Source organism: Marmoricola sp. OAE513, from assembly GCF_040546585.1.
Classification (GTDB): domain Bacteria; phylum Actinomycetota; class Actinomycetes; order Propionibacteriales; family Nocardioidaceae; genus Marmoricola.
This window is the reverse complement of record NZ_JBEPOC010000001.1, coordinates 637,143-663,314: the sequence shown is the minus strand read 5'-3', so window position 1 is coordinate 663,314 and position 26,172 is coordinate 637,143. Positions and strand designations below refer to the sequence as shown.

General features: G+C 70.3%; 17 protein-coding genes and 1 pseudogene. 10 read left to right on the top strand and 8 right to left on the bottom strand.

Annotated elements, in window-relative coordinates:
• Positions 1-15 precede the first annotated feature (15 nt).
• The gene (gene icmA, locus ABIE44_RS03170; RefSeq protein WP_209722269.1) at positions 16-1,722 is read left to right on the top strand and encodes a coenzyme B12-dependent isobutyryl-CoA mutase large subunit; all 1,707 of its coding nucleotides are present in this window, start codon (positions 16-18) and stop codon (positions 1,720-1,722) included.
• On the opposite strand, the gene ABIE44_RS03165 is transcribed toward icmA, so the two are convergent.
• A complete protein-coding gene (locus ABIE44_RS03165) occupies positions 1,719-3,848 on the bottom strand; it encodes a sensor histidine kinase (protein WP_209722270.1) in 2,130 nt (709 codons plus the stop codon). The two genes, icmA and ABIE44_RS03165, sit on opposite strands and share 4 nt — an antisense overlap.
• 116 nt (positions 3,849-3,964) lie before the next feature.
• Between ABIE44_RS03165 and ABIE44_RS03160 the strand changes: the two genes are divergently transcribed.
• The 7 genes from ABIE44_RS03160 to ABIE44_RS03130 all read left to right on the top strand — a co-directional run bounded on the left by ABIE44_RS03160 (position 3,965) and on the right by ABIE44_RS03130 (position 14,492).
• Positions 3,965-4,894 (top strand): co-chaperone YbbN, encoded by a 930-nt coding sequence (locus ABIE44_RS03160; RefSeq protein ID WP_209722272.1) that lies wholly within the window; start codon positions 3,965-3,967, stop codon positions 4,892-4,894.
• A gap of 196 nt (positions 4,895-5,090) precedes the next feature.
• Positions 5,091-6,644 (top strand): MFS transporter, encoded by a 1,554-nt coding sequence (locus ABIE44_RS03155; protein ID WP_209722274.1) that lies wholly within the window; start codon positions 5,091-5,093, stop codon positions 6,642-6,644.
• A gap of 2 nt (positions 6,645-6,646) precedes the next feature.
• Complete coding sequence (locus tag ABIE44_RS03150; protein WP_354437803.1) at positions 6,647-8,782, top strand: molybdopterin oxidoreductase family protein; 2,136 nt, start codon at positions 6,647-6,649, stop codon at positions 8,780-8,782.
• Positions 8,779-10,314 carry an FAD-dependent oxidoreductase gene (locus ABIE44_RS03145; protein ID WP_209722277.1) on the top strand — a complete coding sequence of 512 codons (1,536 nt, stop codon included), beginning with the start codon at positions 8,779-8,781 and terminating at the stop codon, positions 10,312-10,314. The genes ABIE44_RS03150 and ABIE44_RS03145 overlap by 4 nt, the downstream gene beginning before the upstream one ends.
• A gap of 10 nt (positions 10,315-10,324) precedes the next feature.
• A complete protein-coding gene (gene nirB, locus ABIE44_RS03140) occupies positions 10,325-12,949 on the top strand; it encodes a nitrite reductase large subunit NirB (protein ID WP_209722280.1) in 2,625 nt (874 codons plus the stop codon).
• Positions 12,946-13,368, top strand: a complete 423-nt coding sequence (locus ABIE44_RS03135) for a nitrite reductase (NAD(P)H) small subunit (RefSeq protein WP_209722283.1) — start codon at positions 12,946-12,948, stop codon at positions 13,366-13,368. Before nirB ends, ABIE44_RS03135 begins: the two co-directional genes overlap by 4 nt.
• A 14-nt stretch (positions 13,369-13,382) precedes the next feature.
• A complete protein-coding gene (locus tag ABIE44_RS03130; protein ID WP_209722286.1) occupies positions 13,383-14,492 on the top strand; it encodes a uroporphyrinogen-III synthase in 1,110 nt (369 codons plus the stop codon).
• On the opposite strand, the gene ABIE44_RS03125 is transcribed toward ABIE44_RS03130, so the two are convergent.
• A complete protein-coding gene (locus tag ABIE44_RS03125; RefSeq protein ID WP_209722289.1) occupies positions 14,489-15,406 on the bottom strand; it encodes a LysR family transcriptional regulator in 918 nt (305 codons plus the stop codon). The two genes, ABIE44_RS03130 and ABIE44_RS03125, sit on opposite strands and share 4 nt — an antisense overlap.
• A 13-nt stretch (positions 15,407-15,419) precedes the next feature.
• Here ABIE44_RS03125 and ABIE44_RS03120 point away from each other — a divergent pair.
• A pseudogene (locus ABIE44_RS03120) lies at positions 15,420-16,310 on the top strand (EamA family transporter); the annotation flags it as partial.
• A 30-nt stretch (positions 16,311-16,340) separates the two neighbouring features.
• On the opposite strand, the gene ABIE44_RS03115 reads toward ABIE44_RS03120, so the two are convergent.
• The gene (locus ABIE44_RS03115) at positions 16,341-17,111 is read right to left on the bottom strand and encodes an NUDIX hydrolase (protein WP_209722292.1); all 771 of its coding nucleotides are present in this window, start codon (positions 17,109-17,111) and stop codon (positions 16,341-16,343) included.
• A 222-nt stretch (positions 17,112-17,333) separates the two neighbouring features.
• On the opposite strand from ABIE44_RS03115, the gene ABIE44_RS03110 reads away from it, so the two are divergent.
• Positions 17,334-17,816: an SRPBCC family protein gene (locus tag ABIE44_RS03110; RefSeq protein WP_209722295.1), complete on the top strand. Its 483-nt coding sequence runs from the start codon at positions 17,334-17,336 to the stop codon at positions 17,814-17,816.
• Between the two features lie 71 nt (positions 17,817-17,887).
• Here ABIE44_RS03110 and ABIE44_RS03105 read toward each other — a convergent pair whose 3' ends face one another.
• The 5 genes from ABIE44_RS03105 to ABIE44_RS03085 all read right to left on the bottom strand — a co-directional run bounded on the left by ABIE44_RS03105 (position 17,888) and on the right by ABIE44_RS03085 (position 26,171).
• The gene (locus ABIE44_RS03105) at positions 17,888-19,168 is read right to left on the bottom strand and encodes an HNH endonuclease signature motif containing protein (protein ID WP_209722298.1); all 1,281 of its coding nucleotides are present in this window, start codon (positions 19,166-19,168) and stop codon (positions 17,888-17,890) included.
• 74 nt (positions 19,169-19,242) lie between these two features.
• Positions 19,243-21,120: a 1,4-alpha-glucan branching protein GlgB gene (glgB, locus tag ABIE44_RS03100; protein WP_209722301.1), complete on the bottom strand. Its 1,878-nt coding sequence runs from the start codon at positions 21,118-21,120 to the stop codon at positions 19,243-19,245.
• Positions 21,117-22,469 (bottom strand): maltokinase N-terminal cap-like domain-containing protein, encoded by a 1,353-nt coding sequence (locus ABIE44_RS03095; protein ID WP_209722305.1) that lies wholly within the window; start codon positions 22,467-22,469, stop codon positions 21,117-21,119. Before ABIE44_RS03095 ends, glgB begins: the two co-directional genes overlap by 4 nt.
• Complete coding sequence (gene treS / locus ABIE44_RS03090) at positions 22,459-24,192, bottom strand: maltose alpha-D-glucosyltransferase (RefSeq protein WP_502912696.1); 1,734 nt, start codon at positions 24,190-24,192, stop codon at positions 22,459-22,461. Before treS ends, ABIE44_RS03095 begins: the two co-directional genes overlap by 11 nt.
• Positions 24,189-26,171 (bottom strand): alpha-1,4-glucan--maltose-1-phosphate maltosyltransferase, encoded by a 1,983-nt coding sequence (locus tag ABIE44_RS03085; RefSeq protein ID WP_209722308.1) that lies wholly within the window; start codon positions 26,169-26,171, stop codon positions 24,189-24,191. Before ABIE44_RS03085 ends, treS begins: the two co-directional genes overlap by 4 nt.
• Position 26,172: the final 1 nt, after the last annotated feature.

Genomic DNA, 26,172 nt, shown 5'->3' with positions numbered 1-26,172 from the left:
TCCTACTATCTTGGCATGGAGGATTCTGTGAGCACCGAGAAGTCCGCACGGCAGCGCTGGCAGGACCGGTACGCCGCGTCCCGGCTGCGCGAGGCCGACTTCACCACGCTCTCCGGCATGGAGGTCGAGGCGGCGTACGGCACCGAGGACTCCGAGTGGCCCGGTGAGTTCCCGTTCACCCGTGGTCTGTACGCGGCGGGGCAGCGCGGACGCACCTGGACCATTCGGCAGTTCGCCGGCTTCGGCAACGCCAAGCAGACCAACGAGCGCTACAAGATGATCCTCGGCCGCGGCGGCGGCGGCCTCTCCGTCGCGTTCGACATGCCGACCCTGATGGGCCGCGACTCCGACGACCCGCGCTCGCTCGGCGAGGTCGGGCATTGCGGCGTGGCCATCGACTCGGCCGCGGACATGGACGTCCTCTTCGACGGGATCAACCTCGGCGACGTCACCACCTCGATGACGATCAGCGGGCCGGCCGTCCCGATCTTCTGCATGATGCTCGTCGCCGCGGAGCGCGCGGGTGTCGACACCGGTAAGCTCAACGGCACGCTGCAGACCGACATCTTCAAGGAGTACATCGCCCAGAAGGAGTGGATCTTCGGCCCCGAGCCGCACCTGCGCCTGATCGGCGACCTGATGGAGTACTGCGCGGAGAACATCCCTGCGTACAAGCCGCTCTCGGTCTCCGGGTACCACATCCGCGAGGCCGGCTCGACGGCCGCGCAGGAGCTCGCGTTCACCCTCGCCGACGGTTTCGGGTACGTCGAGCTCGGTCTGTCCCGCGGCCTCGACGTCGACGTGTTCGGTCCGGGTCTGAGCTTCTTCTTCGACTCCCACCTCGACTTCTTCGAGGAGATCGCCAAGTTCCGCGCGGCCCGTCGGATCTGGGCGACCTGGATGCGCGACGTGTACGGCGCCAAGACCGACAAGGCGCAGTGGATGCGCTTCCACACCCAGACGGCGGGCGTCTCGCTGACCGCGCAGCAGCCGTACAACAACGTGGTCCGCACCGCCGTGGAGGCCCTTGCCGGCGTCCTCGGCGGCACCAACTCGCTGCACACCAACGCCCTCGACGAGACCCTGGCGCTCCCGTCCGAGCAGGCCGCCGAGATCGCCCTGCGCACCCAGCAGGTGATCATGGAGGAGACCGGGGTCATCAATGTCGCCGACCCGCTCGGCGGCTCCTGGTACGTCGAGGCGCTCACCGACAAGATCGAGGCCGAGGCGAACGCGATCTTCACCAAGATCCTGTCGCTCGGCGGCTCGAACCTGACTGCGGCCGACCACGCCGGGCTGGCTGCGGCGACCGCGGCGGGGGAGAACCCGATCACCAAGGGCCTGCTCCGCGGCATCGAGGACGGGTGGTTCTCCTCCGAGATCGCCGAGGCGGCGTTCCAGTACCAGAAGGCACTGGAGAAGGGCGACAAGAAGGTCGTCGGGGTCAACGTGCACCTCGACTCGGTCACCCACGACCTCGAGATCCTCCGGGTCTCCCACGAGGTCGAGGTCGAGCAGGTGCGCGAGCTGGGCGCCCGCAAGGCAGGTCGCGACCAGGCGGTCGTCGACGCGGCCATCGCCGAGATGGTCGCCGTCGGGCGCACCGGGGAGAACATGATCCCGGCGATGCTGCAGGCCTGCCGCGTCGAGGCCTCGCTCAGCGAGATCTGCGATGCGCTGCGCGCTGAGTGGGGCGAGTACCGGGAGCCGGCCCGCTTCTAGCTGTCGGCGGGCGGAGCCGCCTGGCTCCCCACGAACGGCTGCTCCTCGACCGCGGCGACCAGGGGCAGCCGGAAGACGATCGTCGTCCCGGTGCCACGCGCTCCCGGGGCGACGTGGATGCTGCCGCCGTGCCGGTCCACGATCCGCCGGCAGATCGCCAGACCCAGCCCCGTGCCGTGGTAGCCCTCGCCGTGCGCTCGGTGGAAGGTCTCGAAGACGGCTTCGCGCTGCGCCTCGGGGATGCCGATGCCGTTGTCGGCGACGCGCACCTCGAGCCAGTCGCCGACGGTCTGACCGCTCACCTCGACGACGGGGCGGACGCCCGGGGCGACGTACTTGACCGCGTTGCCGATCAGGTTGTCGAGCAGCTGGCGCACCAGACCGGCGTCGGCCCAGACCTGCAGTCCGTCGGCCACCGCGATCACCGGCGCTGCGGGAGAGGAGGTGCGCAGGTCGGCCAGCGAGCGCACCGTCGCGGTGAGGTCCACCGGCCCGGAGCGCAGGGACTGGTCGCGGGCGATCGTGTACGACATCAGGTCGGCGATGAACTCGCGCATGTGCCGGGTCGAGTCCTGGATCCGCTCCACCATCAGCGCCCCCACGGCAGGGGACACCGAGCCGGTCCGGAACTCGTCGGCCAGGGCTTCGGTCCATCCGTCCACGATGGACAGCGGGTTGACCAGGTCGTGGGCCACGACGCCGGCGAACGAGGAGAGCGCGTCGCGGTGCTGACGGTCCACGGTGACGTCACGCAGGTTCACCATCGCGCGGCGCGGTGCGCCCGGCTCGGAGAGCAGCGGCCGGCCACTGACCTCGAGGATCCTTCCCTGCGGCACGGACGGGGTCCGCACGTGCAGGTCGAAGGGCTCGACCACCTCGCCGGCCAGAGCGCGTGCGTTCGCCATCTCGTCCTCGCGCAGGGGCAGTCCGTTGGGGTGGAACAGCCCGTACTCCGAAGCCGGGCGCACCTGCTCGGACGCGCTACCGACGAGCCCGGCCAGGTCGCGGCTCGCGGAGTTGTGCACCAGCACGTGCCCGTCGCTCTCCACGACGACGACGCCCTCCTTGAGCGACTCGAGCACCGCGTTCAACAGCTGGGCACGCTCGTCGGCCGCCCGCCGGGCACGAACCAGCTCGCGGGCGGCGGCGTCACGCTCCGCGCGGCTGAACGCGAGCGCGAGGCCGGTCAGGACGGTCATCAGCACGAAGCCCTGGGCGACCAGGGCGCGGTAGTGCAGATCGTCGATGGCGGCGAACGGGCCCCGGTCGGCGAGCGTGAAGAACATCCCGACCGCGCCCATGGCGACGCCGTGCACGGTCACCGCCAGCGAGGCGAACCGCAGCCCGGCCCAGACCGACGTCACCAGGAGCAGGAACGCGAGCGGCTCGGCGGTCCGGTCGGCGAAGATCAGCAGCGAGAGTGCCACCGAGGCTCCGATCAGCCCGCACACCTCGGCGAGCCGGCCCGGTGACTGCGGGGACAGCGCCTCGCGCACCGCCTCGGCGGCTGCTCGGATGCTGCCGCTGGCGACGAGTGGCTGGCAGGTCAGCATCATCAGCGTCGAGATCACGACCAGCGCCACCGTGTTGCGCCCCCACCAGACGGCGACGGAAACGGGATGGGGAGCACCGAGCGCGACACTGATGGCAGGGATGGCGAACGCCGTGCTGGCCGCACCCGAGATCGCGGCGGCGACGGCGATCCTCGCGAGGTCGACGATCCGGTGCAGCTGGCCTGTGCCGCCGAAGCCCCACAGGTCCGGGATCCAGCGCCGGACCAGGGCCACGAACACGGCGACCTGGAGCAGGTTCGTGAGCAGGAAGAGCGCTGCCGGTACGAGCGGGGCGCCGGTGGTCAGGTTCACCAGCATCATGCAGGCCGAGAGGACGACCAGGTCGACCGGCAGCGTACGGCGCTCGGCGGTGCCGAGCCACATCGCGGCGATGCCGATCGCGGGCCAGATCAGGCTCAGGCCGCGTCCGTCGATGACGGTCGCGCGTCCGATGTACCCGGCGACCAGGAACGAGATGCTCCAGAACGCCAACCGGAACCCCAGGTCACGGGCGCTCCCGTGGCGCCGACGTCGCTCCGTCGGCGTCGTCGCACCCTCGTTGGCCCCCGCCATGTCACTCTCATCGGCTGCCGGGGAGGGGACCTGAGCAAAGTTCGCGATTCAACCACCGGTTTTTCCTCAGGCGGGCCCGCGCCCTGCCGACATGGCCCGTTCGGCACAATAGGGGTATGACTCAGCAGCCGTTCTCCCGTCCCGGTGCTTTCGACCTCGCAGGCCTCGGCGCCTCGGCACCGACCGGCGCGCCGGGTGCACCGGCCGGTTCAGCAGGCGTCAGCGGGGCGTACACGCTCGCGATCGACGAGGCCAACTTCCAGACCGTCCTGGAGAGCTCGATGAGCGCTCCGGTCATCCTGGCGTTCTACGCGGCGTCGCGTTCCCCAGAGAGCGTCCAGCTCGCCGATGACCTCCAAGCGCTCTCCAACGAGTTCGACGGGCGGTTCCTGCTCGGGCGCATCGACGTCGACGCCACCCCGCAGATCGCCCAGGCGATGCAGGTGCCCTCGGTTCCGCTGGTCGTCCTGGTCGCGCAGGGCCGCCCGGTGCCGCTGGTGGACCGGGCCGTCCCGGTCGAGGACCTGCGCACCGCGATCACCCAGGTGCTCCAGCAGCTGACGGCGAGCGGTTTCGCCGGACGGCACCAGCCGCGTTCCGGCGAGGTGGACGCCGAGACCGGCGAGGAGACGCTGGACCCGCGGTACGCACCGGCCCAGGACGCGCTCGAGCGCGGCGACGCCGCCGGTGCGGTCGCGGAGTACCAGAAGCTGCTCGCGTCCAACCCGGCCGACGCCGAGGCCGCCGCCGGCCTGGCGATGGCCCAGCTGCTGCTGCGGACGGAGGGTGCCGACCTGAACGCCGCCCGGGCCGCTGCGGCGCAGAACCCTGATGACGTGGACGCGCAGACGATGGTCGCCGATCTCGACCTGCTCGGCGGGCACGTGGACGACGCGTTCGTCCGCCTGATCAACCTGGTGGCGCGCACCTCCGACGCGGACCGGGACAAGGCGCGCACGCACCTGATCGGTCTCTTCGGTGCGGTCGGCGGGGACGACCCGCGGGTGATCAAGGCGCGTCGCGACCTGGCCTCCGCGCTGTTCTGAGCCTGGCTGTGTTACCGACGCCTCACCGTGACGGGAAGGCCCGTGTGAGGCGTCCGTAGTTCTCACACCGCCCCGGAGGGTGCTGCGAGAAACGGTTTACATCCGAGACACCGATCGCGACCTCGGTCCGAAACATCGCGCTGCGAACCTCAGGTTCCAGGATCCACCTCCGGGTCCGGGATCGTGAGGAGTACCGATGTCCGTCACCGACAAGCCGGCCGCCGCCGCGACCGCCCCTGCGGCGCCGTCGCGGGGCACGTCCTGGATCGACCACTGGGAGCCGGAGGATCCGGAGTTCTGGGAGACGACCGGCAAGCCGATCGCCCAGCGCAACCTGCTCTTCTCGATCTTCGCCGAGCACCTCGGCTTCTCCGTCTGGCTGCTGTGGAGCGTGAGCGCGGCGTTGCTGAGCAAGGCCGGGTTCGTGTTCACCCCGGAGCAGCTGTTCTGGCTGGTGGCGATGCCCAACCTGGTCGGCTCGCTGCTGCGGCTCCCGTACACCTTCGCGGTGCCCAGGTTCGGTGGCCGCAACTGGACGATCGTCTCGGCGCTCCTGCTGGTGATCCCGACCGGGCTCTTCGCCTTCTTCGTGCAGCGGCCCGACACCCCGTTCTGGGTGTTCCTGCTGATCTCGATGACCGCCGGCGTCGGCGGTGGGAACTTCGCCTCCTCGATGGCGAGCATCAACTTCTTCTACCCGACCGCGAAGAAGGGTGCGGCGCTGGGTCTGAACGCGGCGGGCGGCAACGCCGGCGTCGCGGTGATCCAGTTCTTCCTGCCGATCATCGTCGGTGGCGCGGGCGCCTTCGGGTTGGTCAAGGCGAGTCAGAGCGGGCTGGTCCTCGAGCGCGCCGGCTACCTGTACGCCGCGCTCGCCCTGCTGGCGGCGGCGTGCGCCTACAAGTTCATGAACAACCTCTCGGCGGCCTACTCCCGCCCCCGTGAGCAGCTCGCGGTGGTCCGGTACAAGCACACCTGGATCATGGCGTTCCTCTACATCGGCACGTTCGGCTCCTTCATCGGCTACTCCGCGGCGATGCCCCTGCTGATCAAGATCAACTTCTTCCGCTCGCCGATCCCGACCGAGTCGATCGGGATCAACTTCGCCTACTACGCGTTCCTCGGAGCTCTGGTCGGATCGATCGCGCGGCCGTTCGGTGGCTGGCTCGCCGACAAGTACGGCGGCGCCCGGGTCACCTTCGGAGCGTTCGTCGCGATGATCCTCGGCACCATCGCCGTCTACGTCAGCCTCACCCGGCTCGACACCGTCCCGGCGCCCGACCCGGCCAAGATCGCGGCCTGGACCAAGGACCCGTCCAGCTTCCCGGGCTTCCCGCCGGCGGTGGTCGAGGCGGTCGACCACAACTCGGCGATCTTCCCGTTCTTCCTGGTCGCGTTCCTGTTCATCTTCGCGGCGACCGGTATCGGCAACGGGTCGGCGTACCGGATGATCCCGGCCATCTGGAAGACCTACGCGAGGTCGGCCGGTCCCGAGGGCAGCCAGCCCCGGGTCGACGCGGACGCGAAGGCCACCAAGGAGTCCTCGGCGGTGCTCGGCATCGTGGGTGCTGTCGGCGCGCTGGGCGGGTTCCTGATCCCGATCACGTTCAACTCGCCGTGGGTCACCGACCCGGTGGCCGCGACCAAGAGCGCGTTCGTGGTGTTCGCGTGCTTCTACCTGGTCTGCCTCGCCGTCACCTGGGCGTTCTACCTCAAGCCGTCCTCGGAGATGGCCAAGGCGAAGGTCTGAGCGTGACCCGGACCGTGACCGACACGCACTGCCCCTACTGCGCGCTGCAGTGCGCGATGACGCTGACTCCCTCCGCGGAGGGAGTCAGCGTCACCCCGCGAGACTTCGCGACGAACCAGGGCGGGTTGTGCCAGAAGGGCTGGACGAGCGCAGAGGTGCTCACGCTGCCCGACCGGATCACCGAGCCGCTGCTGCGCAACGCCGACGGCGTCCTGGTGCCGGTCACCTGGCAGGCGGCGCTGCGGTACGTCGCGGACCGGATCGACGCGCTGCAGTCCGAGCACGGGCGCGACGCGATCGGGGTCTTCGGTGGGGGTGGACTGACCAACGAGAAGGCCTACCAGCTGGGCAAGTTCACCCGCACGGTGCTGCGCAGCAGGCACATCGACTACAACGGCCGGTTCTGCATGTCCTCGGCCGCGGCGGCCGGCAACCGCGCCTTCGGGATCGACCGGGGCCTGCCGTTCCCGCTGACCGACGTCACGGACGCGGACGCCCTCCTGCTTCTCGGCAGCAACGTGGCCGACACGATGCCCCCGCTGGTCCAGCACCTCCGCGGGGTCCGCGACCGCGGTGGCCTGCTCGTCGTCGACCCGCGCCGCTCGGCGACGGCAGCCCTCACCGGCGACGGTGCCGGCCTGCACCTCGCGGCGCTGCCGGGAACGGACCAGGCACTGCTGCTGGGCCTGCTGCACCTGGTCGTCGCGGAGGGAGTCGCCGACGAGGACTACCTGGCCGCGCGGACCTCCGGCTGGGACGAGGTCCGGCGCTCGGTCGCGCTCTGGTGGCCCGAACGGGTGGCGGCGACGACGGGGGTGCCCGAGGAGACGTTGCGGACCGCCGTACGGATCCTGGCTGCCGCGTCGCCGTCGCGGGGCGGTCGTGGCGCGATGATCATCACCGGCCGGGGTGCGGAGCAGCACACCGACGGCACCGACACGGTCACCGCCGCGATCAACCTCGCGCTCGCGCTCGGCCTGCCCGGGCGTCCCGCCAGCGGGTACGGGTGCCTGACCGGCCAGGGCAACGGGCAGGGCGGTCGCGAGCACGGGCAGAAGGCCGACCAGCTCCCCGGCTACCGCTCGATCGAGGACGGTGCAGCCCGCGAGCACGTGGCAGAGGTCTGGGGAGTCGACCCGGCGACGCTGCCGGGCAAGGGCGTCGCGGCCGTCGAGCTGCTCGGCAAGCTGGGGACCGAGGTGCGCGGCTTGCTCGTGCACGGCTCCAACGTCGTGGTCAGCGCGCCCGACGCGCTCGCCGTACGTCGTCGCCTGGAGTCTCTCGACCTGCTGGTGGTGTGCGACTTCGTGCCGAGCGAAACCGCCCTGCTCGCCGACGTCGTCCTCCCGGTCACCCAGTGGGCCGAGGAGGAGGGCACCATGACGTCGCTGGAGGGCCGTGTGCTGCGCCGGCGCAAGGCGCTCGACGCCCCGGGGTCGGCGCGCAGCGAGCTGCAGATCCTGGCCGACCTGGCCGTGGCCCTGGGGTCGGAGGTCGCGTTCGACACCGAGCCGTCCGTCGTCTTCGACGAGCTCGCCCGCGCGAGTGCCGGTGGGACCGCGGACTACTCGGGTCTCTCGCACGCCGTGCTCGACGCGGAGACCACGGCCCACCACTGGCCGGTGCCGGCCGGGTCGACGGGGACGCCGCGCGTCTTCGGTGAGCGTTTCGGCCACGTCGACGGGCGGGCCCGGATGGTCCCGGTGACTCCGGGGGCGCCCGAGGACGACCTGCGGCCCGAGGCTCCCGTCTACCTGGTGACGGGCCGGGTGCTCGCGCAGTACCAGTCCGGGGCGCAGACCCGCCGCGTCGCCGCGCTCGCTCGCTCCGCGCCTGCCCCGTTCGTCGAGCTGCACCCGAACCTGGCGGCGCGCTACGGGATCGAGGAGGGTGACGAGGTCACGGTCGCCTCGGTCCGCGGGACGGCGACCGCGGCGGCCCGGATCGTGACGTCGATCCGTCCCGACACCGTCTTCATGCCGTTCCACTGGCCCGGGGACGGGATGGCGAACGCCGTGACGAACGACGCGGTCGACCCGATCTCCGGGATGCCGGAGTTCAAGGTGTGTGCCGTCCAGATCGCTCGGGCGATCGATGTCGCGGCAGGTCCGTCGAACGTGGAAGGGGCACTCGTATGACGTCTCGACAGGAGCGGATCGTCGTCGTCGGGGCCGGCATGGTCGGCCACCGGTTCGTCGACGAGCTGGTCCGCGCCGACCGCACCGGCCGGTACGCCGTCGAGCTGGTCGGCGCGGAGGAGTACGAGCCCTACAACCGGATCCTGCTCTCCGACGTCCTGGCGGGGCGGTCCGACCTCAAGGCCCTGAGCCTGCCGCTCCCCGGCACCGATCGGGTGGCGTTCTGGCGTGGCCTCAGCGCGACCGCGATCGACCGCGAGGCCGGCGAGGTGCTGCTCGCCGACGGCAGCCGCCGCACCTTCGACCGCCTGGTGCTGGCCACCGGCGCCCGCGCCTTCGTCCCCCCGATCGCCGGGCTCGAGTCGGACCCGAGGCACGTGCACGTGCTGCGCACGCTCGACGACTGCCGCAACGTCGCCGCCCGTGCGATGAACGCCAAGCACGCCGTGGTCCTCGGCGGCGGCATCCTCGGTCTGGAGACGGCGTGCGGGCTGCGTCGGCGCGGCGTCCCGGTCACCGTCGTCGACCTCGACGGGCACCTGATGGCGACCCAGCTCGACCAGGGCCCGGCGCGGGCGATGGCTGGCCGGTTGCGCGATCTCGGCATCGACGTGCGCACCCGCACCAGCGTCACCGAGGTGATCAGCGCGTACGGCGAGGTGGTAGCCGTACGGCTCACCGACGACACCGTGCTGGCAGCCGACCTGGTGCTGGTGTCCTGCGGGGTGCGCGCGAACACCGACCTCGCCGCGCAGGCCGGCCTGGTGGTCGAGCGCGGGGTGGTGGTCGACGAGAGCCTGACGACCGACGACCCGCGCATCCACGCGATCGGTGACTGCGCGCAGTCGCCGGACGGGATGACCGGTCTGCTGGCACCGGGTTGGGCTCAGGCGGACCGGCTGGTCGGCGAGCTCACCTCCGTGCCGGGCTCGCCGGTACGACGCGAATCCGCTGTCCCACTCGCTTCGCCGACCGTGAAGCTCAAGGCTGCCGGCGTCGACCTGGTCACCATGGGCGTGCGCGCGTCGGCCGCCCTCGACGACGACCGCGTGCTCACGGTCAGCGACCCCGGCGGCCGACGGCACGTCGACCTGGTGCTCCGCGAAGGTGCTCTCGTCGGGGTCACCTGCACCGGTGCGCCGGAGGTCTCCGCGGCCCTGACGCTCGCCTACGACCGACAGACGCCGCTCCCGGTCGACCCGCTTCTCCTGCTGGTGCCGGAGGCCCGTGCTGAGGAACCGACCTCTCCGGTGCTGATGCCCGGCGCCACCACCGTCTGCCGGTGCAGCAACGTCACCAAGAAGGACATCGTCACCGCCTGGGAGGGCGGCGCCCGGACGGCGGACGCGGTCGCTGCCAGCACCCGTGCGAGCACCGGGTGCGGTGGTTGCAAGGACGTCGTCTGCGGGCTCGTCGACTGGCTGAACGCGAGTGACCCGAACACCGAGGAGCAAGGCGTGGCGGAGGCCCCCTCCGTACGCCGTAGCACGCCCGTAACACCACGAAACACGCCCGTTGAATCGACTACCTAAGGTGCCTGACATGTCCAGTACTCACCCCGAACTGGCTACCTCCAACGACCGTGCGCCCGGCTCCAAGCGGCTGAGCGTGATCGGTGGCGGGATGGTCGCGCACCGTCTCGTCGAAGCCCTGCGCGACCGCGACCCGGACGGCACCTGGGCCGTCGACCTGTACTGCGAGGAGATCCACCCGCCGTACGACAGGGTGGCGTTGACGTCGTACTTCTCGGGCAGGAGCCCCGCCGACCTCGTCCTCGGCGAGACCGACCTCGCCGAGGACCCTCTCGTCACGGTGCACCTCGGCACCGGGGTGACCGCCATCGACCCGGTTGCACGCACCCTGCGGACCGACGACGGCGAGAGCGGCTGGGACGCGCTCGTCCTCGCGACGGGATCGTCGGCGTTCGTGCCGCCGGTCACCGGTGCGGACCTGCCGGGCGCCTTCGTCTACCGCACGATCGACGACGTCCAGACGATGGAGGCCTGGGTGCAGGGCCTCCCCGAGGGCAGCAAGGGCGTGGTCGTCGGGGGTGGCCTCCTGGGCCTCGAGGCGGCTGGCGCACTGCACGGTCTCGGTGTGGCCACGACGGTCGTCGAGTTCGCCGACCGGCTGATGCCGCTCCAGGTCGACGAGGGTGGCGGCGCGGCCCTGCGCCGGATCGTCGAGGGGCTGGGTGTCGCGGTGATGACCTCGACCGCGAGCGCGGCGCTGCACGCCGGTGCTGACGGCCGGGTCGCCGCCATGGAGTTCGGGGACGGCAGCCGGGTGGAGGCCGACGTCGTCGTCTTCGCGACCGGCGTCCGCCCGCGCGACGAGCTGGCCCGCGAGGCGGGGCTGGTCATCGGCGAGCGCGGTGGCGTCGTCGTCGACGACTTCTGCGTCTCGGCAAGCTCGACGACCGGGAGGCTCTCCGACGTCTACGCGATCGGGGAGGTCGCCTGCATCCAGGGCCGCACCTGGGGTCTCGTCGGTCCCGGCTACACGATGGCCGAGGTCGTCGTGGACCGGCTGCTCGGCGGGGAAGCCACCTTCCCGGGCGCCGACACCTCCACCAAGCTCAAGCTCCTCGGCGTCGACGTCGCCTCCTTCGGCGACGCGTTCGCCGAGGCCCCCGGCAGCCTCGAGGTCGTCTACGCGGACCCGGTCGCCGGGGTCTACAAGAAGCTCGTGATGTCGGACGACGCCAAGACCCTGCTGGGGGGTGTCCTGGTGGGCGACGCGAGCGCGTACGCGTCACTGCGTCCGATGCTGGGTGCCGAGCTCGGGTCCGACCCGAACGCGTGGCTGCTGCCCCCTGAATTGTTGCAGGGTACGGGTGCTCCGGTCGGCGGCGACCTGCCGGACGCGGCCAACGTCTGCTCGTGCAACAACGTCACCGCGGGCACGATCCGCGACGCGGTCTGCTCGGGTGGCTGCACCGACCTGGGTGCGGTCAAGGCGTGCACGAAAGCCGGCACCAGCTGCGGCTCCTGCCTCCCGCTGGTCAAGAAGCTCGTCACCACCGAGCTGGAGAAGACTGGTGTCACGGTCAGCAACGCGCTCTGCGAGCACTTCGAGTTCAGCCGCGCCCAGCTCTTCGACATCATCTCGGTCACCGGCCTGCGCACGTTCAGCGAGATCATCGGCTCCCACGGCACCGGTCGCGGCTGCGACATCTGCCGGCCGGTGGTCGCCTCGATCCTGTCCTCGCTGGGCACCGGACACGTGATGGACAAGGACCTCGCGCGGCTCCAGGACACCAACGACCACGTGATGGCGAACCTGCAGAAGGACGGCACCTACTCCGTCGTACCGCGGGTGCCCGCCGGCGAGATCACCCCCGCTGGACTAATCACGATCGGTCAGGTGGCGGAGGACTTCGGGCTCTACACGAAGATCACCGGCGGCCAGCGGATCGACCTGTTCGGTGCCCGGATCGAGCAGCTCCCGCAGATCTGGCGGCGCCTCGTGGACGCGGGCTTCGAGTCCGGGCACGCGTACGGCAAGTCGCTGCGGACGGTGAAGTCCTGCGTCGGCTCGACCTGGTGCCGGTACGGCGTCCAGGACAGCGTCGGCCTCGCCGTCGAGCTGGAGCTGCGCTACCGAGGGCTGCGCTCGCCGCACAAGATCAAGCTCGGCGTCTCGGGCTGCGCCCGTGAGTGCGCCGAGGCGCGCGGCAAGGACGTCGGGGTGATCGCGACCGACAACGGCTGGAACGTGTACGTCGGCGGCAACGGTGGCTTCACCCCGCGCCACGCGCAGCTGTTCGCCGAGGACCTCGACACCGAGACCCTGGTCCGCACCATCGACCGGTTCCTCATGTACTACGTGCGCACCGCCGACCGGCTGCAGCGGACGGCCCCGTGGGTCGAGGCCCACGAGGGCGGCATCGAGGCGATCCGGGAGGTCGTCATGGAGGACTCGTTGGGGATCTGCGCCGACCTGGACGCCGCCATGGCTGCGCACGTCGAGAGCTACCGCGACGAGTGGGCCGCGACCCTCGCCGACCCGGACAAGCTGTCCCAGTTCGTGTCCTTCATCAACGCGCCCGAGGCCGGTGACCCGGACCTGACCTACGTCACCGAACGAGGGCAGCGCAGGCCGGCGACCCCGGAGGAACGTGAGTCCGTGGTCATCGCCGGTACGACGCTGGAGGTGCGGTCATGAGCGAGTGGGTCGGTGTCTGCACCAAGGGTCAGCTCATCCCCGAGCGTGGCGTCGCCGTGCTGGTCAAGGACCAGCAGGTCGCATTGTTCCGGGTGACCGGGACCGACGAGGCGGGGGAGGCGGCCGACTTCGTCTACGCCGTCGGGCACCGCGACCCGTTCGCGGACGCCAACGTGATCGCGCGCGGCATCGTCGGTTCGGTCGGTCGCGGCGCGGACCAGCGCGACACCGTGGCGTCGCCGATGTACAAGCACGTCTTCGTCCTCGCCACCGGGGAGTGCCTGACCGATCCGTCGCGCTCGCTCCCGGTCTACCGGACCTGGATCGCCGGCGGCGTGGTCTACGTCCACCCGGTCCCGTTGGCCGTCCCGCTGCCCGTCGCGCACCCCGCCCCGACGGCCGACCTCGTGAGCACCTAAGGAACAGTGACCCCATGACCGAACTCACCCCGGTCCTCGCCGGAACCCGCATCCTCGTCACGGCCCAGCGCCGCTCCGACGAGCTGGCGGCCGCGCTGAGCAGGCGCGGCGCCGAGGTGACGGTGGCACCGGCGCTCGGGGTGGTCCCGCACATCGACGAACCCGAGCTGCTGCGCCGTACCCGGGAGATCCTCGCGACGCCGGTCGACACCCTGGTGGTCACGACCGGCATCGGGTTCCGCGGCTGGATGGACACCGCCGAGGCCGCAGGTCTGTACGACGACCTGGTCGCCAACCTGGAGAACACCCGACTGGTGGCCCGCGGCCCGAAGGCGCGCGGCGCCCTCCAGGCGGTCGGCCTCAAGGCGGACTGGGTCGCGGAGTCGGAGACGTCGGCCGAGATCGTGGAGTTCCTGCTCGCCGAGGGCGTCGACGGCACCCGGATCGCGGTCCAGCACCACGGGGCCGGCGACCCGCACCTCGAGACGATGCTGACCGGCGGGGGAGCGTCCATCGTGCCGTTGGAGGTCTACCGCTGGGGGCCACCTGGCGATCCCGAGGCGGTCAGCGAGACCGCGTTGCAGGTGGCGGCTGCGTCGTACGACGCGGTGATGTTCACCAGCGCGCCGGCAGCGATCGCTTGGATCGCGGAGCTCGAGCGTCAGGGCATCACCCAGGTCGTCCGCGATCTCGTGCTCGCCGACCGGTTGCTGATCGCCGCGGTCGGGCCGGTGACCGCTGATCCGCTGGTCAACGCCGGCCTGCACCCGGTCCACCCCGACCGCTCCCGGATGGGTGCCCTGGTCCGGCTGGTCATCCTGACCCTGGGCGACGAGGCGCACAGCGTCTCGACGCCGTCAGGAGTGCTGCACGTGCGCGCGTCCGCGGCCACGCTGGACCACGCCGTCCTGCCGCTCTCGCCGAACGGTCTGGCGATCCTGCGCGAGCTGGCGGTGCACCCGGGCGAGGTGGTCAGCCGCGACCGGTTGCTCGACGCGCTGCCGGGGGAGTCCGCGGACCCGCACACGGCCGAGGTCGCGGTGGCGCGGCTGCGGGAGGCGCTGGCCCCGCACCCGCTGGTGAAGACCGTGATCAAGCGCGGGTACGTGCTGAAGGTGTCCTAGGGGCGGACCTTCACGCTCACCTGACCCGCCGCGACCAGCGCCTCCACGACCGCCCGTACGGCGGGGGAGGAGTCCTGGCTGCGGCGCCAGATCGCGATGGTCTGCCGCGACGGCACGGGCTCGCGCACCCGGACCGCGCTCGTGCCCTCGGGCAATGGGCCGCGGCCGAGACGCGGGATCAGCGCGATCCCGAGTCCGGCGGCGACCAGGGCGAGGTGCGACTCGAACTCCATCGAGACGTGCTCGATCCGCGGGAGGCCTCCGGTGCCGGCGTACATGCGGGACAGCCACTGCCGGCAGATGGTGCCTTCGGGGGTGGCGATCCACCGTTCCTCGACCAGGTCAGCGGGCGTGACGTGTTTGCGCCCGATCAGGCGGTGGCCTGCGGGCAGGATCACCTCGGCCTCGTCGTGGTGCACCACCCGGCGTTCGAGGTGGTCCGGGATCTGCAGCACCACGTCGCCCCAGCGGTGCACGAGTGCGACGTCGCCCTGGCCGGTGGCCACCCGTTCGACGGCATCCCACGGCTCGAGCTCGGTGAGCTGGATTCGCAGGTCCGGGTGCTTGGTCGTCAGGTCGGCGACGACCGGGCCGATCAGGCCGCGCATGGCGGTGGAGAACCCGAGCAGGTCGAACTCGCCGACCGCCTCCCCGGCGTGCGCGTGCAGGTCGCTCTCCAGTCGTTCGAGCTGTGCGGCGATGACGGCGCCCTCAGCGACGAGGAGTCGTCCGGGGCCGCTGAGCACCACGCCGCGACCGACGCGCTCGAGCAGCTCGACGCCCGTCTGCCGCTCGAGACGCTTGATCTGCTGGGAGATCGCCGAGGGGGTGAAGCCGAGCTCGTCGGCGGCGGCGACCACGGACCCGAACTGGTCGACGGCCTCGAGCGCGCGTAGGGTGCTCAGATCAATCATGAAGTGAGATTACATGAAACCATCGATTTGTATTCGCTGGTGCTTCATCGATCTGGCGCCCAGACTGGAACCCATGAGACCTCGTCACGCCGCCCTCGCCGTCCTGGTCGCGACCATCTGGGGCTTCAACTTCGTGGTGATCGCGTGGGGGATGGACGACGGCATGCCGCCGCTGCTGTTCGTGGCGCTGCGCTTCGCGGCCGTCATCGTTCCTGCCGTCTTCTTCGTCCCGAAGCCGGACGCACCGTGGCACACGATCCTCGGTGTCGGGCTGTTCATGTCGTTGGGTCAGTTCGGGCTCCTGTACTCGTCGATGGATGCGGGCATGCCTCCCGGGCTCGCCGCGCTCGTACTCCAGGCCCAGGTGCTGTTCACCGTGCTGATCGCCGCTGTCTGGATCGGAGAGCGCCCGTCCTCGCGCCAGCTGCTCGGCGTGCTGGTCGGCGCGGCGGGCTTGGTCGTCGTCGGTGTCGGCCGCGGTGGTCACATCCCGGCGTTCGCGTTGCTGCTCTGCTTGGCCGGTGCGCTGAGCTGGGGCTTCGGGAACGTGGTGTCGCGGCGCTCGGGCGTGAAGTCCGGCCTCTCGATGGCGGTCTGGTCATCGCTGGTCGTGCCGGTCCCGCTGGCGCTGGTGAGCCTGGTCGTGGACGGCCCGTCCACGGTCGGTAGTGCGCTGACGGGGCTGAGCGCCCACGCGGTCCTGTCCACGCTCTACACCGCCGGGCTGGCCTCGCTGGTCGGCTACTCGATCTTCAACGGGCTGCTCGCCCAGTACCCGGCGCACTCGGTCGTGCCGTTCGTGCTGATCGCCCCGCCCGTCGCGATGGTCAGCGCCTGGGTGCTGCTGGACCAGGTCCCCAACGCGGCTGAGCTGGTCGGTGGGCTCGTCGTGCTGGTCGGTGTGCTGGTGACGACGAGAGCCTCGGCGGCTCGCTCAGGAGCGACCGCTCTCGGTGTACGGCGCACCGGGGGAGTCGGAGACGTTGATCATCGCGGAGACAACGCGGCGCGCGGTGAAGTCGGCGCAGAGCTCGTGAACCTCCTCGATCGTGCAGAACTTCGCTGACCTGATCTCGCGCTTCTGGCGGACGATCTGCTCGACGATCGTGTCCTCGTGCACGCCGCCGTCGAAGACCAGGCAGACAGCGTCGTCCCAGCCGCCCCAGGCGGGCAACCAGTCGGTGAGCACCAGGCGACCCGGGGGGATGGTGAGCGCGAGCTCCTCCTCGACCTCGCGACCGACGGCGAGCATCGGGGACTCACCGACCTCGACGACGCCGCCGGGCAGGTCCCAGTCCTTCTTGTAGGTGAGCTGGCACAGCAGCACCCGGTCGCCCGAGGCGCGGATGAGCATCTGGCTGATCGCCCGCTTGCGCGGCAGGAACGAGTTCAGAAGGCGTCGGAAGCCGGCCGGGTCGTCGACCGGGGTGTCGTCGGCCAGACGGGCGTAGACGATCCGGTCAGCACCGTCGACGACGCTGCGGGCCACGCCCTCGCGCATCAGGCCGGAGAAGGTCGCGATCCGCTGGGCGTCCTCGTCCTCGGGGTCGACGTGCGTCTCGATGCGGTGGTTGCCCGAGGTGAACCCGTCGACCAGCGCCACGCGCACGGCCTCGACCGACGGTCCGAGGCCCTGGGCCTGGAGCTCGGCACTCCAGCTCAGGCGGACGACCCCGGGGGAGACGGGAGTGAGTTCAGCGGACACGCGGTCAGCCTAGTCGGAGCCTATATTCGCCGGCATGGTGCTGCGAGAGATGTCATGCGAGCTCGGGTCTGACCACCACGGGTTCGCGATCGAGGGGGCGACCCCGTCGTTTCGTTTCGCGAGACCAGCCAGCACGCCCGGGAGATTGTCTCGCCACCGCTGATCGACGTTCTTCCGGAGGAGGAAGCAGGGCTCGCGGCAGCGTGGGCGATCATTCGGGACGTGCGCGGCGAGCCGGGCAGTCGTGAGATCCCAGGCGGGGCCGGCAGGATCGAGTTCGAGCTCGAAGTGCCTGGAACCCCTACGAAGGTGTTCAACGCGTTGCGCTACGTCCACGGTTGGCCGCCGTGCACGGGAGGAATGGGAGATGACTCCGAGTTCGACTACAGCGATGCCACCATTCCCGGCGACCCGACGACGTACGAGGTGGCGGGCTGGGTTCGAACCAGCCTGGTCGCGGCCGACAAGCCTCGTCGCATCGTGAAGCGCTGGAACTGGGTCCTCCCAGGGGACGGCACGATCGACGTGCTGCCGCTGTTGCTCGATCAGGAGGGAGTCGTCACCCTGACGATCACCAAGTCCGGGCAGGTCGACGCCGAGACGCGTTCACGGGTTCACGTCGTGCACGAGGGAGCGCCTGGAGCGTGGGTCGACGATCTGGAGAAACTGTGGCGATGGCACGTCGCCCAAGGGATCGCCAGTTAGGCGATTGTCTCGAAGGTCGGCCGCCGGCACGCACCGGTGGCCGGGCACCTGGGGGGGGTGTCCGGTTCGGGCTAGTCGTCGGGTGGGGTGTCTGGTGGGTCGACGGTTTTGGGCGTGAGGTCTTCGGTGCCGTGGCGGTCGCGGAGGTAGGTCCGGCCCAGTGGTGATCTCCACAGGTAGACGCCTGGTTCGACCATCGTGTAGCTCCAGCGGCCGTGGGTCTTGTAGCGGTGATGTCGTCGGCAGAGCGGTGCGAGGTTTCCGGTGGAGGTGGTCCCGCCCTGGTCGTAGGGCTCGATGTGGTCGAGGTCGCAGCGTCTGGCGGACCGGTTGCAGTGCGGGAAGATGCAGGTCCGGTCGCGCAGGATCACCTGTTCGCGGATCCTGTCGGGGATCGTGTAGGCGGTGGTGCTGTGGGTCTGGTTGAGGTCGATGACCGGCTTGATGACGACCTTGGCGTCGCCGGTGTTGATCCATCGGGTGAGCTGGTCCTTGGTCAGGACCTGGCAGCCGGCGTTCTCCAGGTGGACCAGGGCTTCCTCGGGCCGGAGGTGGACGTAGAGGGTCATGTCGCGAGGGCAAGCGGGCGCGACTGGTTCGCCGTCCGCGGCCAGGACGAGCGCCTGTTGGCCGCGGGCGAGTTCTCCAAGCGCCTGGGCCCGACGGACGTTGAGGCTGTCCTCGGACCCACCAGCCTTGATCGCTTCAGCGCCGATGCTGAGGGCGTTGTCGAGGTCGAGCGCGTCGGCGGTGTCGACGGTGGCTAGGATTGAGGACATCCCCGAACCGGTGCGGTGGTCGTGGATCACCTCGACGTGGCGCCCCTCGGCTGCCTGCTCCGCGATCTCGGCGGCGAGCGCCGGCATGAAGCGCAGCACCGCCTCGTCGATCAGACGCTCGATGGCGGCTGGTCCGATCTTGTGGGCGAACGGGGCGACCTGCGCGTCGACGTAGGTGGCTGCCACAGGGGAGAGCGCGACGGTCTGTTCCGCGATCCGCCGGGCCTTCCACGCCAGCAGGGTGCCGTCCAGGACCCGCGACCAGGTCAACGGCAGTCGGTGCTTGAGCTCGAGAGCCTGGGCCAGCAGGCTGCGGCCCGAGTCGGTGGTGCCGCCGATCGCGGCACCGAACTCAGCAACGCAGAACTCCGCGACGTAGGGGGACCCTTCGCCTCCGAGGAGCACCGGAGCCTCCCGCCAGCCCGCCGCCTCCGCCGCATCACTGACCTCGTGGAGCCGGCACCACTCGACCGCACCGAGCAGCACTTCGACATCAGCCTGGTTGGCCGCCGCCCTGCTCCGCTGCACCGCGACCAGCACCGCACTGGCAGCAAGATCGGTCGTCGAGGTCATGACAGCAACGCTAGGGAGGCGAACCGACAGTTTTGCCCTAGAAACAAGGGATCTGAGAAGAAAGTCAGAGAAATCTAGTGCGGTGCGAGCCAGAGCGTTCCCAGCGGAGGCAGTCGCAGCGTCGCGCTCGCGGGCTGGTCGCCGTACGGCTGGTCAACGGCGGTGACGCTGCCGAGGTTGCCGACGCCGGAGCCGCCGTACGTCTCGGCGTCGGTGTTGAGCACCTCGTCCCAGACTCCGGCGAAGGGGAGCGGCACGCGGTACTGCTCGTGCGGGCGGCCGGAGAAGTTGCAGATGCAGACCAGCGCCTCGCCGCCGGTGCCCCAGCGGACGAACGCGATCACGTTGCTGCTTGCGTCGCCCGCCGCCAGCCAGGTGAACCCGTGGCCGACGGCGTCCTGGGTCCAGAGGGCGGGGGTGCCGGCGTACCGGCGGTTGAGGTCACCCACGAGGTCCAGCACGCCGCGGTGCTCGGCCTGGTCGAGCAGCCACCAGTCCAGCTCGCCGGCCTCGGCCCACTCGTTGTCCTGCGCGAACTCGCTACCCATGAAGAGCAGCTGCTTGCCCGGGTGCGCCCACTGGTAGGCGAGGAAGGACCGTACGCCGGCGAACTGCTTCCAGCGGTCGCCCGGCATCTTGCGCAGCAGGGAGCCCTTGCCGTGCACGACCTCGTCGTGGCTGATCGGGAGCACGTACTGCTCGGAGAACGCGTAGGCCAGGCTGAAGGTCAGCTGGTCGTGGTGGTGCGACCGGTACATCGGGTCCTGGGAGATGTAGGCCAACGAGTCGTGCATCCAGCCCATGTTCCACTTGAAGCCGAAGCCGAGTCCGTCGGCGTCGACGCGCGCGGTGACGCCCGGCCACGAGGTGGACTCCTCGGCGATGACCGTCGCGCCGGGCACCTGGGCGCCGACGGCGACGTTGAGCTCCTGCAGGAACGCGACGGCCTCGAGGTTCTCGCGACCTCCGTGCACGTTGGGGGTCCACTGGCCGTCCGGGCGGGAGTAGTCCAGGTAGAGCATCGAGGCGACCGCGTCCACGCGCAGACCGTCGACGTGGAACTCCTCGAGCCAGTACAGCGCGTTGGCGATCAGAAAGTTGCGGACCTCGAGACGCCCGAAGTCGAAGACGAGCGTGCCCCACTCGGGGTGCTCGCCGCGGGTCGGGTTCGGGTCCTCGTAGAGCGGCGTCCCGTCGAACCGGGCCAGCGCGAACTCGTCCTTCGGGAAGTGCGCCGGGACCCAGTCCAGGATCACGCCGATGCCGGCCTGGTGCAGCCGGTCGATCAACCGACGCAGGCCGTCGGGGTCACCGAAGCGGGACGTCGGGGCGTAGTAAGAGGTCACCTGGTAGCCCCAGGAGCCGCCGTAGGGGTGCTCCATGACGGGCAGCAGCTCGACGTGGGTGAACCCCGTCTCCACCACGTACGCCGTCAGCTGCTCGGCGAGGTCGTCGTAGGACAGGCCCTTGCGCCAGGACCCGAGGTGCACCTCGTAGACCGACATCGGAGCCTGGTCCGGACGGTCAGTGCGCGCCTTCATCCAGGCGTCGTCGGACCAGGTGTGCCGGGAGGAGTAGATGACCGAGTGCGTCTCGGGCGGGACAGCCGTGTGCACGGCCATCGGGTCGGCGCGGTCGGTCCAGACGCCGTCGGCACCGGCGACGACGTACTTGTAGCGGGCCCCTGGCCGGGCGCCGGTGACGTCGAGCTCCCAGATCCCGGAGCCGTCGCGCCGGGCCATCGGCATCGTGGCCCGGTCCCAGCCGTTGAAGTCGCCGACGAGGCGGACCTCGCGGGCGTTCGGCGCCCACACCGCGAACCGGGTGCCGCCGTCGTACGGGTGCGCGCCGAGCGCCTCCCAGAGGCGGTGGTGACGGCCCTCGCCGATCAGGTACAGGTCCAGGTCGCCCAGCTCGGGCGCCTGTGCGGGCGTGCTCTTCGGCGCGGTCATGCTGCGCTCCCGACGATGCCGCTGAGCGCCAGCAGCGGGATGCCGACCCAGCTCGGTCGGTTGCGCGTCTCGTAGACCGCCTCGTAGATCGCCTTGTCCGCGATGTACGCGCGCAGCAGCGCCCCCTCGGCGTCGCTCATCGGCTCGCCGCGCTGCTCGGCGTACCCGGCGAGGAAGGCGGCTGTCGTGTGCGCGGTCCAGGACTCGGCGCGGTGCGTGATCTCGGCAGCCTCCTCCTGGGCTCCGCCGAGGTCGCGGCTGACGGTGGATGCGGCGTAGTCGAAGGACCGGACCATGCCGGCGACGTCGCGCCACGTCGAGTCAGGGAGCCGCCGCTCCTCCAGGCTCTTGGCGGGCTCGCCCTCGAAGTCGACGAACTTCCAGCCGAGCGAGGTGCGCAGGGTCTGGCCGAGGTGGAGGTCCCCGTGGATCCGTTGCACGTCGAGAGCGCCGAGGGCACGGATCGCGTCGAAGCTCGAGGTCAACGCGAAGCGCATCTCCCCGAGCTCGGGAACGACCTGCGCGGCCTCGTCGAGCCGGGTCTGCATCTGGTCCGCGAGGTAGGCGCCGTCAGCGGTGCCGGTGCCGAACGAATCCTGGAGGACGTCGTGGATCTCGGCCAGTCCGGCGCCGAGCCGGTGGGCCTCGGCGGCGAAGTCGCCGCCGGACTCCTCGGGCAGCAGGTCGGTCTCCATGACCAGGTTGCGGACGCTGGCCAGGGCGAGCTCCCAGCCGTCGCTGGCGGTGCGCAAGAACTGCTGCAGCATCGCGAGGTCGATCCGACCGAGGTCGGGCACGTCGGCGACGACGTGCCCGTGGAGGGCGGCGATGTGGGTGCTCTCCGCCGCGGTGAGCACCTCGTGGATCTCGATGTCCGGGTTGGTGCCGGGTTCGAGCCGCCGGAAGACCTTGAGCAGGGCGTCGTCACCGAACGCGAGCGAGGAGTTCGACTGCTCGCCCGACAACGGCGTCGAGTGGGTCTCCCGGTCGAGCTCGTGCTCGGAGGTACGGGTGAACGAGACGTGCTCGTCGAGCTCGTCGCTGGGAGCGCCGGCGAAGGCCTCCAGCCAGACCTGCATGGCGTCGCGGTCGTGGACGGCGTCGTAGTGGTGGCGGTCGTCCCAGATCCCGATGGCGGCGTGCGCCAACCGCTCCTGCGGCTCGTCGTACGACGACAGCGGGATCTGGTAGAGGTCGGTGCCACCATCGGCGTAGGACAGCCGGACCAGGTTCGTGCTGACGCCCGGGGCGAGCACCAGCTCGGTCACCGCGGTGACCTCGAAGGCGCGCCCCTTCCCGCCGAACCAGCGGGCGTCGGCGATGTAGGCGGCGATCTGGTCAGGCGTCATCGGCAACCTCCGGGAGGCGGATCCAGTAGAAGCCGTACCCGCCGAGGGTCAGCAGGTAGGGGAGCTCCCCGACCTGGGGGAATCGGACCCCGCCGAGGAGCTCGACGGGCGTCACGCCCTCCCACCGGCGCAGGTCGAGCTCGACCGGTTGGGGGAAGCGGGACAAGTTGTTCACGCAGAGGACCGTGTCGCGGTGCGACAGACCGTCCTCGTCGACCCAGGCGTGCTCCCGCACGTAGGAGAGCACCGAGGGATTGGTGCCGCCCAGGTCGCTGAAGTCGCCCAGCCCGAAGCTGGGGTGCTGCTTGCGGGTGTGGATCATCTTCCGCGTCCAGTGCAGAAGCGAGGAGGAGTTGTCGAGTTCGGCTTCCACGTTGACCGACTGGTACCCGTAAACGGGATCTTGAACCGCGGGCAGGTGCAGCTTGCCCGGCGTGGCCGAGGAGAACCCGCCGTTGCGGTCCGAGGACCACTGCATCGGGGTGCGTACGCCGTCACGGTCACCGAGCCAGATGTTGTCGCCCATCCCGATCTCGTCCCCGTAGTACAGGACGGGGGACCCGGGCAGGGAGAGCAGGAGAGCCGTGAACAGCTCCATCCGGTTGGTGTCGTTGTCCAGCAGCGGCGCGAGCCGGCGACGGATGCCGATGTTCGCCTTCATCCGCGGGTCCTGGGCGTACTCCGACCACATGTAGTCGCGGTCCTCGTCGGTCACCATCTCGAGGGTGAGCTCGTCGTGGTTGCGCAGGAAGATGCCCCACTGGCAGTTGGCCGGGATGGCGGGCGTCTGCTCCATGATCTCGGAGATCGGGAACCGGGACTCGCGTCGCACCGCCATGAAGATGCGGGGCATCACCGGGAAGTGGAACGCCATGTGGCACTCGTCGCCACCCACCTCTGGGTCCCCGAAGTACTCGACAACGTCGCTCGGCCACTGATTGGCCTCGCACAGCAGCACCGTGCCCGGGTAGTTCTCGTCGACGAAGCGCCGGACCTGCTTGAGCGCCTCGTGCGTCTCGGGCAGGTTCTCGCCGTTGGTCCCGGGACGCTCGAAGAGGTACGGCACGGCGTCGAGGCGGAACCCGTCGAGGCCCATGTCGAGCCAGAACGCCATCGCGTCGAGCATCGCCTGCAGGACCTTCGGGTTGTCGAAGTTCAGGTCGGGCTGGTGGGAGAAGAACCGGTGCCAGAAGTACTGGCCGCGGACCGGGTCCCAGGTCCAGTTCGACGGTTCGGTGTCGACGAAGATGATCCGTGCGTCCTCGTAGAGCTGGTCGGTGTCGGACCAGACGTAGAAGTCGCCGAACTCGCCGTCCGGGTCCGACCGGCTCGCCTGGAACCACGGGTGCGCGTCCGAGGTGTGGTTCATGACGAAGTCGATGATCACGCGGATGCCGCGGGCGTGCGCGGCGTCGAGGAACGCGTGGAAGTCCTCGACGGTGCCGCACTCGGGGAGGATGTTGGTGTAGTCGGCGACGTCGTACCCGCCGTCGCGCAGCGGGGAGGTGAAGAACGGCGGGACCCACAGGCAGTCGACACCGAGCCACTGCAAGTAGTCGAGCTTCTCCGTCAGCCCGCGGAAGTCGCCGACGCCGTCACCGTCGGAGTCCTTGAACGAGCGCACCAGCACCTCGTAGAAGACGGCTGTCTTGAACCACTCCGGCTCGTCGCCGAGAACGGTCGCGCTGGCGGTAGCAGTGGCATGGATGGCGGGTTCGGTCACGCGGTCCTCACGGTCAGGATGTGGGCCACCTCGACGGACGGGTCGAGGCGGACGTAGTTGTCGGTGCCCCACGACCAGGTCTGGCCGGTGAGCTCGTCGTGCACCTCGACGACGGCGTCGTCCGGGACACCCAGGGCGGCGAGGTCGAGGTGCACCATCGTCTCCTGCGGGGAGTGCGGGTCGAGCGTCAGCACCACGATCACGCTGTCGCTCGCGGTCGCCGAGCCGGCCGGGACGGTCCGGCTGAAGACCAAGACGTTCTCGTTGTCGCTGCGGTGCACGGTCAGGCCACGCAGCCGCTGCAGCGCCCGATGGTGACGGCGCAGCTCGTTGAGCCGGGTCAGGTAAGGGGCCAACGACCGCCCCTCGGCCTCGGCGCCCGCCCAGTCGCGCACCTTGATCTCGTACTTCTCCGAGTCCAGGTACTCCTCGCTCCCGGGCCGGACCGCCATCCGCTCGCACAGCTCGAACCCGGCGTACACGCCCCAGCTGGGGGAGCCGGTGGCGGCGAGCGTGGCCCGGATCCGGAACGCGGCCGGCCCGCCGTGCTGCAGGTACTCGTGCAGGATGTCGGGGGTGTTGGGCCAGAAGTTCGGTCGGAAGTAGTGCGCCGACGTGGCGGACACCTCGCGCAGGTAGTCCTCGATCTCGGCCTTGTGGTTGCGCCAGGTGAAGTAGGTGTAGCTCTGGTGGAAGCCGATCTTGGCCAGCGCCTGCATCATCGGTGGCTTCGTGAACGCCTCGGCGAGGAACAGCACGTCCGGGTCGGTCTCGCGCAGCTCTCCGAGCAGGCGCTCCCAGAACGCGAGCGGCTTCGTGTGCGGGTTGTCGACGCGGAAGATCCGGACGCCGTGCTTCATCCAGTGCCGGACGACGCGGAGCACCTCGGCGTAGATGCCCTCGGGGTCGTTGTCGAAGTTGATCGGGTAGATGTCCTGGTACTTCTTCGGCGGGTTCTCGGCGTACGCGATCGATCCGTCGACGCGGGTGGTGAACCACTCCTGGTGCTTCTTGACCCAGGGGTGGTCGGGAGCAGCCTGGAGCGCGAGGTCCAGCGCGACCTCGAGGCCGAGCGAGCCCGCCTTCTTCACGAAGGCGTCGAAGTCCTTGAGCGTCCCGAGGTCGGGGTGGATCTTGTCGTGCCCGCCGGCCTTGGAGCCGATCGCCCAGGGCGAGCCGACGTCGGTCGGCCCGGGCGTCAGGGTGTTGTTGCGGCCCTTGCGGTTGACCTCGCCGATCGGGTGGATCGGGGGCAGGTAGAGCACGTCGAAGCCCATCGCCGCGACCGCCTCGAGGCGGTGGATCGCCGTCTTGAACGTGCCACTGGTGCGGGTCCCGTCGGCTGCCTCGGTGGCCCCCTCTGAGCGCGGGAAGAACTCGTACCAAGCGCTGTTCAGCGCGCGTTCGCGGGACACGAAGAGCGGGTAGGGGCCCTCGGAGGTCAGCAGGTCGCGGAGCGGGTACGCCGTGAACAGCTCGTCGACCGCCGGACTCTCCGCAGCGGCCAGCCGGGCCTCGACGGGACGGCTCGTGTCGGTCAGTGCCCTGAGGGTGTCGGCCGCGACCGTACGGGCGGCCTTCGGCGCCTCGACCTCCCGGGCCCAGCGCTCGAGCAGGGCGGCTCCCTCGGCGAACATCAGCTCGACGTCGACCTCGGCGCGGATCTTGATGCCGGCGTCGTGCAGCCAGGTCGACAACGGGTCGCTCCAGGACTGGATCGTGAAGGACCACGCGCCGACCTGGTCCGCGCTCACCTCCGCGCCCCAGCGGTCGACGTCCCCGGCGACCGGCGTGAGCCGCACCGGTGCCCGCCGCACCCCGGCGGGATCGGTCAGCACGACGTCGGCGCCGAGCAGGTCGTGCCCCTCGCGGAAGACCAGGGCGGTGACGGGGAACGACTCACCGACCACGGACTTGGCGGGATAGCGCCCGTGCTCGACCACGGGCGTCACGTCCAGTACCGGGATCCGTCCCACCATG

Coding starts and splice junctions, on each gene's coding strand:
- ABIE44_RS03155 (WP_209722274.1), top strand. CDS start 5,091: ATGTCCGTCACCGACAAGCCGGCCGCCGCCGCGACCGCCCCTGCGGCG.
- nirB (WP_209722280.1), top strand. CDS start 10,325: ATGTCCAGTACTCACCCCGAACTGGCTACCTCCAACGACCGTGCGCCC.
- ABIE44_RS03160 (WP_209722272.1), top strand. CDS start 3,965: ATGACTCAGCAGCCGTTCTCCCGTCCCGGTGCTTTCGACCTCGCAGGC.
- glgB (WP_209722301.1), bottom strand. CDS start 21,120: ATGACCGCGCCGAAGAGCACGCCCGCACAGGCGCCCGAGCTGGGCGAC.
- ABIE44_RS03085 (WP_209722308.1), bottom strand. CDS start 26,171: ATGGTGGGACGGATCCCGGTACTGGACGTGACGCCCGTGGTCGAGCAC.
- ABIE44_RS03130 (WP_209722286.1), top strand. CDS start 13,383: ATGACCGAACTCACCCCGGTCCTCGCCGGAACCCGCATCCTCGTCACG.
- icmA (WP_209722269.1), top strand. CDS start 16: ATGGAGGATTCTGTGAGCACCGAGAAGTCCGCACGGCAGCGCTGGCAG.
- ABIE44_RS03135 (WP_209722283.1), top strand. CDS start 12,946: ATGAGCGAGTGGGTCGGTGTCTGCACCAAGGGTCAGCTCATCCCCGAG.
- ABIE44_RS03165 (WP_209722270.1), bottom strand. CDS start 3,848: ATGGCGGGGGCCAACGAGGGTGCGACGACGCCGACGGAGCGACGTCGG.
- ABIE44_RS03095 (WP_209722305.1), bottom strand. CDS start 22,469: ATGACGCCTGACCAGATCGCCGCCTACATCGCCGACGCCCGCTGGTTC.
- ABIE44_RS03125 (WP_209722289.1), bottom strand. CDS start 15,406: ATGATTGATCTGAGCACCCTACGCGCGCTCGAGGCCGTCGACCAGTTC.
- ABIE44_RS03145 (WP_209722277.1), top strand. CDS start 8,779: ATGACGTCTCGACAGGAGCGGATCGTCGTCGTCGGGGCCGGCATGGTC.
- ABIE44_RS03105 (WP_209722298.1), bottom strand. CDS start 19,168: ATGACCTCGACGACCGATCTTGCTGCCAGTGCGGTGCTGGTCGCGGTG.